Here is a 7842-nt window from a genome sequence, read left to right as displayed (position 1 = left end):
GGCCAATCTCGATCTCGCGCGGATCCAGGGCTCGGGCCCGCATGGCCGCATCGTCAAAGCCGATGTCGAAGGTGCCAAGTCGTCGGGCATTGCTGCCGCGCCCGCGGCTCCCAGCGCGCCGGCACCGCGCCCGGCTGCGGCAGCACCCGCGGCCGCCTCGGCGACGCCGCTGCCGACCGAGGGCTTCACCGAGCTGCCGCTCAGCACGATGCGCAAGGTGATCGCGCGCCGGCTGATGGAATCCAAGCAGACCATTCCGCATTTCTACCTGACGGTCGAGGCCGACATCGACGCGCTCCTGGCGCTGCGCACGCAGCTCAACGCCAAGGCCGGCGAGGGCGTGAAGCTCTCGGTCAACGATCTCGTCATCAAGGCCTGCGGTATGGCGCTGGCGCGGGTTCCGCGCGCCAATGCGATCTGGGGCGGCGACAAGATCCTGCTCAACAAGACCTGCGACGTCTCGGTCGCGGTGGCGCTGGATGACGGGCTCATCACGCCCATCATCCGCTCGGTCGACCGGAAGGGCCTCGCCACGATCTCGTCGGAGATGAAATCGCTCGCCGACCGCGCCAAGGCCGGCAAGCTCCTGCCCGAGGAATATCAGGGTGGCGCCTTCTCGCTCTCCAATCTCGGCATGTTCGGCATCAAGGAGTTCGCGGCCGTCATCAACCCGCCGCAGGGCTCGATCCTCGCCGTCGGCAAGGGCGAGCAGCGCGCGGTGGTGAAGGGCGGGGCGCTTGCCGTCGCCACCATGATGAGCTGCACCATCTCCTGCGACCACCGCGTCATCGACGGCGCCATCGGCGCGCAGTTCCTGGACGCGATCAAGAAGCTGCTCGAAGATCCGATCACGATGATGCTGTAGGAGGGCGGCCATGGTTTGCGTGGTACTCCCCTCCCTAACCCTCCCCCTCAAGGGGGGAGGGGATGAAAATTCGAAGGGCGACGCTCCACCAGAATCCCTTCCCCCCTTGAGGGGGAAGGTGCGGAAGGGGGGTGGCCGCAGTCTGGTTGCTGATCATCGACGGGGTGCCCCATGAACCCTCCCTACAAGCTCTATGGCTGTAAGCGCTGCGGCTCCGTCCCGATCGAAATGGCGCTGGCGGAGGTAGGCGCGCCGGCCGAGATCCTCGAGCTCGACTTCGCCGGCAACGAGCAATGGGGAGACGCCTATCGCAAGGTCAATCCGCTGGGCCGCATCCCGGCGCTCGAGCTGCCGGACGGCACGATCGTCACGGAATCCGCCGCCTGCCTGCTGATCGTCTGCGAGCGTCATCCCGAGGCGGGATTGTTGCCGCCGGCGAACTCCAGCGACCGCGGTCGGCTCTATCGCTGGCTGATGTTCGCCTCCAACAACATCTATGAGGCGATCGGCCGGGTCGATTATCCCGACCGCTATGTCGAGGACAAGGCCGCGGCGCCGGGCGCCGAGAGAGTCGCGATGAAGGATCTGGAGCGCTTCTGGCAGATGGTCGAGACCCATTTGAAGCCGGGGCCCTATGCGCTGGGTCAGCGCTATTCCGCGCTCGATCTCTATCTCAGCGTGCTGGCGCGTTGGTCTGTGCGCGACTGGGTCATCGACAACTGCCCACGCCTCGCCGACATGGTGCGCGTGACGGCGGCGCGGCCCAAGGTGGCGCCGGTCTGGCAGTATCATTTCGGCAGCGAGCCGATCTAAAACGCAAGAGCCGAGCTCAGGAGAGGCTGAATGGCCGAGAATTTCGACATCGTCATCATCGGCAGCGGCCCCGGCGGCTATGTGGCCGCGATCCGCGCGGCCCAGCTCGGCAAGAAGACCGCGATCGTCGAGCGCGAGAATCTGGGCGGCATCTGCCTCAACTGGGGCTGCATCCCGACCAAGGCGTTGCTGCGCTCGGCCGAGATCTATCACAACATGAAGAACGCGGCGGCTTATGGGCTGAGCGCGGAGAAGATCAGCTACGACCCCTCGAAGGTGGTGGAGCGCAGCCGCAAGGTGGCGAACCAGCTCTCGAACGGCGTCAAGTTCCTGATGAAGAAACACAAGATCACGGTGTTCGACGGCGACGCCAAGCTCGCCGGCAAGGGCAAAGTGACGGTGACGAAGGGCGGCAAGCCGGTGGCCGATCTCGCCTCACCCGCGATCATCCTCGCTACCGGGGCCCGCGCCCGCGCGCTGCCCGGCCTCGAGCCCGACGGCAAGCTGGTCTGGACCTATCGCGAGGCGATGGTGCCGCCCGCCATGCCGAAATCGCTCCTCGTCATCGGCAGCGGCGCCATCGGCATCGAGTTCGCCAGCTTCTATCGCAATTTCGGCGTCGAGGTGACGGTGGTCGAGGTGATGGACCGCGTGCTCCCGGTCGAGGATGCCGAGATCTCTGCGTTCGCCAAGAAGGCGTTCGAGAAGCAGGGCATGAAGATCATGCTCTCGGCCACGGTGAAGGCCCACAAGAAGGGCGCCGACAATGTCACCGCGACGATCGAGGCTGGCGGAAAATCATCAGACATCACCGTCGATCGCGTCATTCTCGCGGTGGGCATCGTCGGCAATGTCGAGAATCTGGGCCTCGAAGGCACGCAAGTGAAGGTCGAGAAGACCCATGTCGTGACCGAAGAGTGGGGCGTCACGGGTGAGCCCGGCATCTATGCCATCGGCGACCTGACCGGGCCGCCCTGGCTGGCGCATAAGGCGATGCATGAGGGCGTCATCTGTGTCGAGAAGATCGCAGGCCTGAAGGGCGTTCATGCGATGAACAAGGACAACATCCCGGGCTGCACCTACTGCCTGCCGCAGGTGGCGAGTGTCGGCCTGACCGAAGCCGCGGCCAAGGCCAAGGGCCATGAAGTCAAGGTCGGGCGCTTCCCCTTCATCGGCAACGGCAAGGCGATCGCGCTGGGCGAGCCCGAGGGCCTGGTCAAGACCGTGTTCGACGCCAAGACCGGCGAGCTCCTGGGCGCCCATATGATCGGCGCCGAGGTGACCGAGCTGATCCAGGGCTACGCCATCGCGAGAACGCTCGAGACCACCGAAGCCGAGCTGATCGCGACCGTGTTCCCGCACCCGACGCTCTCCGAGATGATGCATGAGAGCGTGCTCGACGCCTATGGACGCGCGCTCCACATCTGACATCGCACGAATGGGCGAGGGCAGCGACCCCGCATCGGCGCTGCTCGATCGGGCGTTGCTCCAGCCCTATCTTGAGGCGGGGGAGAAGATCATATGGACCGGTCGGCCGGGGCCGGCCCGGTTTCGTCCTCCGATGACCACTGCCAGCGCATGGAAAAAATACAAAATACTGCCACTGCTACTGGCTGGCGTGACGGTGCTCATCGCCAGCAAACTCGAATACAAAGATCCCAGCCGGTCGTGGCAATTCGACCTCATCGTAGGATTTCTGTTGGCCCTATCGTACTTTGCTCTGCTTTTACTTTTTGGCCTTGCAAGGGTACTTCTCGCCTGGCGATCCCGCGTTCGCCTTTTACCGGGGCTGTCTTATGCCCTCACCGATCGCCGGGTGCTTTCGTTTGATCGTAAATCCAAGCAGCGGCCAACGTCAGTTGTCTACGACCCTTTGACACCGGTCGAAGTCGCGGAAAGAGCTGACGGCACAGGTTCTGTCATCCTTGGGACCACGGAATATGAACTACTCAGAGGGAAAAAGCTGAGTGCCTCCAAGAAGGCCAAGCTGATTTTGGAAGAGATTGAGCATGCCAGGTTTGTTTTTGCGATGGCGGAGAAAGCGCGTCAGGCTTGGGTCAATTCTCAAACAGCCGCAGATCGCTGATCCATGGGAACACTGGATACCATGCTCGAGCTCGGTGACGATGGTAGCGCCGATCTCATGCTCTTCCCTCGATCTTATCAATCGCTCTGCTTCAAAGATTCGGCCTGACGGCAGTGGGGATCTTGCATTCGGCTTCCAGAGAGAAGATATGCAAGGCCAGGGCCGGGTCAGAAACCCTTGCCTCACCTTCGAAGATATCAATGACGTCCCGAGGGTCTTAAGCCTTGCTCAAGAGGCCCTGGCGAAACTGGGCTTTCAACCGGTATCCTGACCCCATGACCGAATCCGCCACCGTTCCAAGGCTCCGCCACCCCGAGAAGGCCCACAAGCCGGACAATCCGGTCGCGCGCAAGCCCAACTGGATCCGGGTCAGGGCGCCGATGTCGCGTGAATATCAGGAAACCCGCGCGCTGATGCGCCAGCTGGGCCTGGTCACGGTCTGCGAGGAGGCGGCCTGCCCGAACATCGGCGAGTGCTGGAAGCAGAAGCACGCCACCGTGATGATCCTGGGCTCGGTCTGCACCCGCGCCTGTTCCTTCTGCAATGTCGCCACCGGGCGGCCGGATCTGCTCGATCCGCATGAGCCCGCCCATGTGGCGGAGGCGGTGGGCAAGCTCGGCCTGCATCACATCGTCGTCACCTCGGTCGATCGCGACGATCTCGAAGATGGCGGGGCCGCGCATTTCGCGGAAACGATTCGGCGCATCCGCGCGGCGGCGCCCCAGACCACGATCGAGGTGCTGACGCCGGACTTCCTGCGCAAGGAAGGCGCGCTCGAGATCGTCGTCGAGGCGCGGCCCGACGTCTACAACCACAATCTCGAGACCGTGCCGAGGCTCTATCGCGAGGTGCGGCCGGGCGCTCGCTATTTCCATTCGCTGCGGCTGCTGCAGCGGGTGAAGGAGCTCGACCCGTCGCGCTTCACCAAGTCGGGCATCATGGTCGGGCTGGGCGAAACCAAGGACGAGGTCGCGCAGGTGATGGACGATCTGCGTTCGGCCGACGTCGATTTCATCACCATCGGCCAGTATCTGCAGCCCACGCCCAAGCATCACGCGGTCGAGCGTTTCGTGACGCCGGCCGAGTTCACCGGGATGCGCGACATGGCGCTGACGAAAGGGTTCCTGCTGGCGGCAAGCTCACCGCTGACGCGCTCCTCCTACCATGCGGGCGAGGATTTCGAACGGCTCAAGGCGGCCCGGCTGGCGAAGCTCGCCGCCGCCCACGCCTGATCCTCTGGCGCCGGTCCACCTCCTCCCATGCCCACCCACGCCGAACAGCGCGTCCTGCCCTATAGCCAGGCGCAGCTTTTCGATCTCGTCGCCGATGTCGAGCGCTATCCCGAGTTCCTGCCCTGGTGCGTGGGCGCTCGCATCCGCAAGCAGCTGCCGGACGGCACGATGGAGGCCGATCTGGTGATCGGCTTCAAGATGTTCCGCGAGCGCTTCGCCTCGATCGTGAAGCCCGACCGCGCCAACCATCGCATCGACGTCAGCTATGTCGACGGGCCGTTCCGCTATCTGAACAATCACTGGAAGTTCATCGCCGAGGGCGAGAATCGCACGCGGGTCGATTTCTTCGTCGATTTCGAGTTCAAGTCGGCCCTGCTGCAGAAGGTGATCGGCGTCCTCTTCAACGAGGCCGTTAGGCGCATGGTCACGGCCTTCGAGACCCGGGCCAAGCAGCTCTACGGACGCGACATCGCCTAGGGCGCCGGCGGCGGCCCTGCGCCGCCCGCCTTTCCTCCCGGTCTTCCGGGCAGGATCGCAATCTCATCGAGATGGCGACGGCTCCACCGCCGGCGTAGAGTTGAAATCGGCCAATCGGACATCATTCCAAAGACTTGTCAGGACGCGCCAAACGCCGAGCCTGATCTGACATTCATTGACGGATGAAGCGAGGTACTGCCGTGGGTGCCGTTATTCGTTCCTGCGTCGTGGCGATCGGGCTTCTTCTGCCTCCCTTGTTTGCGGTTTCGGCCGACGCCGCAACGCCGCCGCCGGCGGGAATGACCCAGCAGCAATATGACGATCTGGTCAAAGCGGTCGGTCAGTCCGTCATCCAGACGCTCACGGAAAACGGCGTCGTCCCGGCGGCGCCGGTGGCTGCGGCCAAACCGGCCCCTGCCGGCGAGGAGGCGCAGCTGGTCGGACGGATCCGCAACATCATCGATTCGATCCCGACGGTGATGGAAGGCTATCCCGAGCTCTGGGGAGAATTGTCGCTGGTGCCGGACCGGCTGGATCAACCGAGCACGGGCGGCCGGGGCCTGGGGAGCTTTCTCGGCTTGCTGCTCCTGAGTGTCGTCGCCGCGCTTCTCGCCGAATTCGGCATCAGTCGGCTGACCCGTGGCAGGCGTGAGAGCATCGTGCGGCAGTTCACGGCCATCGGCGGCTTATGGCGCGTGGCGGCCGTGGCGTTCCTGGACGCGCTTGCCCTCGTTGCTCTCTGGCTCCTGGTGCAAGTGGCATTGGGGTCACTGTTCGCGCGGGCCGGGTTTCAGACCGAGGTTGCCGGGATCGTCCTCCGCGGCCTCGTGACCTGGCGGATGTTCCTGCTGCTGTTCCGGCTCTATCTGCGGCCCGACCTGCAGGTCATGCGCATCGCGCCGGTTCCCGACGCGAGCGCGCATCGGATCTTCGGCCTGTTCGGGTTCGCAGTTCTGGTCGGCATCATCGGTCGGGCCTGGATCGGCTTGCTGACTTCGCCGGCCGCCATTTCCGCCGCGATCCTGACGAATGGCACGGTCGAACTCTCCATCTTCATCGTGGTTCTCTTCATGCTGCGCGCGGATATCACCGTGTGGCTGCTCGGGCTGATCCGAGACGAAGGCGGCGGCAAGGGCGGCATCAGGATGGCACTCGCCCAGCACTGGCACTGGATCGCCTTGCCGCTGTTGCTCGTTCTCGGTCTGGGTCGCATCTATGACGCGGTCTCGGACCTCTTCGTCTTTCCCTTCGGCGCCATCCTCACGGTGAACATCATCTTGGGCTTGCTTCTGGCCGAGACGCTGTGGGCCTTCATCATCCGCCATCATCGCGCGGCCGTCCTCGCGGCATCCGGCAGCACGGATCCCGGCCGGCTGCTTCCTTTTCTGGTGCGGGCCATTCGTGCCACCATGTGGGTCATCGCGGCCGCGGTCCTGGTGCGGACCTGGGCCGTCGACGTCCTGAACCTCGTCGACGAACAGGAGTGGAGCCGATTCAGCCACGCCTGGACAACGACGGTGGTGACGGCGCTCATGGCCTACTTCGCGTGGGAAGCGGTTCACTTCGCCACCGAGCGGCGGCGCGGCCGGCCCAGGGCAGGAGTCACGGGGCCGGAGAGCGAAACCGGCGCCACCTCGGTTGGCGCCACGCGCCTCGAGACGCTGGCGCCGATCCTGCGGCTGATGCTCGGCATCATCATCATCATCACGGCGGCCCTGACGATCCTGGAGAGCCTGGGCGTCAGCATCACGCCGGTCATCGCCGGCGCCTCGATCTTCGGCCTCGCGATCTCGTTCGGCAGCCAGACCCTGGTCCATGACATCGTCTCGGGCCTTTTCTATCTGGCGGACGACGCGTTCCGGGTCGGCGAGTATATCGATGTCGGCAAGGCCAAGGGCACCGTCGAGGGCTTCACTCTGCGCTCGATCCGCATGCGCCATCAGAACGGCCAGATCCACACGATCCCCTTCGGGCAGTTGGGGCAGATCACGAATTTCAGCCGCGACTGGTCGACGCTGAAGTTCAATCTTCGGCTGGTGCGCGACACCGATCTCGACAAGCTGCGCAAGGTCACGAAGAAGATCGGGCTTGCGATGATGGAGGACCCCCAGTTCAAGAGCGACTTCCTGGAGCCGCTCAAGCTGCAGGGGATCGCGGAGGTGGCCGATACCGCCACCGTGATGCGCTTCAAGATGACGGTGCGCCCGGTTCGGCCGACCTACGTCCAGCGCGAGGCGATGAAGCGTCTGATCATTGGCTTCAAGGAGGCCGGGATCGAGTTCGCCAGCGCCACAGTCGCCGTGGGCGGTCGGCGCTCCCGGCATGGATGCGGCTGCGGCGGCCGCCACGGCGAGCGCGGCGACGGCCAA

7 protein-coding genes are annotated in these 7842 nt (G+C 64.5%); all 7 read left to right on the top strand.

Annotated elements, in window-relative coordinates:
• The coding region (locus ACREE8_RS00215) for a 2-oxo acid dehydrogenase subunit E2 (protein ID WP_431570954.1) at positions 1-865 on the top strand (865 nt) is incomplete at its 5' end.
• A 171-nt stretch (positions 866-1036) separates the two neighbouring features.
• On the top strand, positions 1037-1678 hold the full coding sequence (locus tag ACREE8_RS00210; RefSeq protein WP_431570953.1) for a glutathione S-transferase family protein: 642 nt from the start codon (positions 1037-1039) through the stop codon (positions 1676-1678).
• Positions 1679-1708: 30 nt separating this feature from the next.
• On the top strand, positions 1709-3106 hold the full coding sequence (gene lpdA, locus ACREE8_RS00205) for a dihydrolipoyl dehydrogenase (protein ID WP_431570952.1): 1398 nt from the start codon (positions 1709-1711) through the stop codon (positions 3104-3106).
• Entirely contained in the window at positions 3084-3764 is a 681-nt protein-coding gene (locus tag ACREE8_RS00200) for a hypothetical protein (protein ID WP_431570951.1), read from the top strand. The genes lpdA and ACREE8_RS00200 overlap by 23 nt, the downstream gene beginning before the upstream one ends.
• A gap of 275 nt (positions 3765-4039) precedes the next feature.
• Positions 4040-4996: a lipoyl synthase gene (lipA, locus tag ACREE8_RS00195; RefSeq protein WP_431570950.1), complete on the top strand. Its 957-nt coding sequence runs from the start codon at positions 4040-4042 to the stop codon at positions 4994-4996.
• Positions 4997-5023: 27 nt separating this feature from the next.
• Positions 5024-5473, top strand: a complete 450-nt coding sequence (locus tag ACREE8_RS00190) for a type II toxin-antitoxin system RatA family toxin (RefSeq protein WP_431570949.1) — start codon at positions 5024-5026, stop codon at positions 5471-5473.
• A 200-nt stretch (positions 5474-5673) separates the two neighbouring features.
• On the top strand, positions 5674-7842 hold a 2169-nt coding region (locus ACREE8_RS00185; RefSeq protein ID WP_431570948.1), incomplete at its 3' end, for a mechanosensitive ion channel family protein.

The sequence above is a fragment of the Hypericibacter sp. genome (assembly GCF_050729195.1).
Lineage (GTDB): Bacteria > Pseudomonadota > Alphaproteobacteria > Dongiales > Dongiaceae > Hypericibacter.
This window is presented reverse-complemented; position numbering and strand designations above follow the sequence as displayed.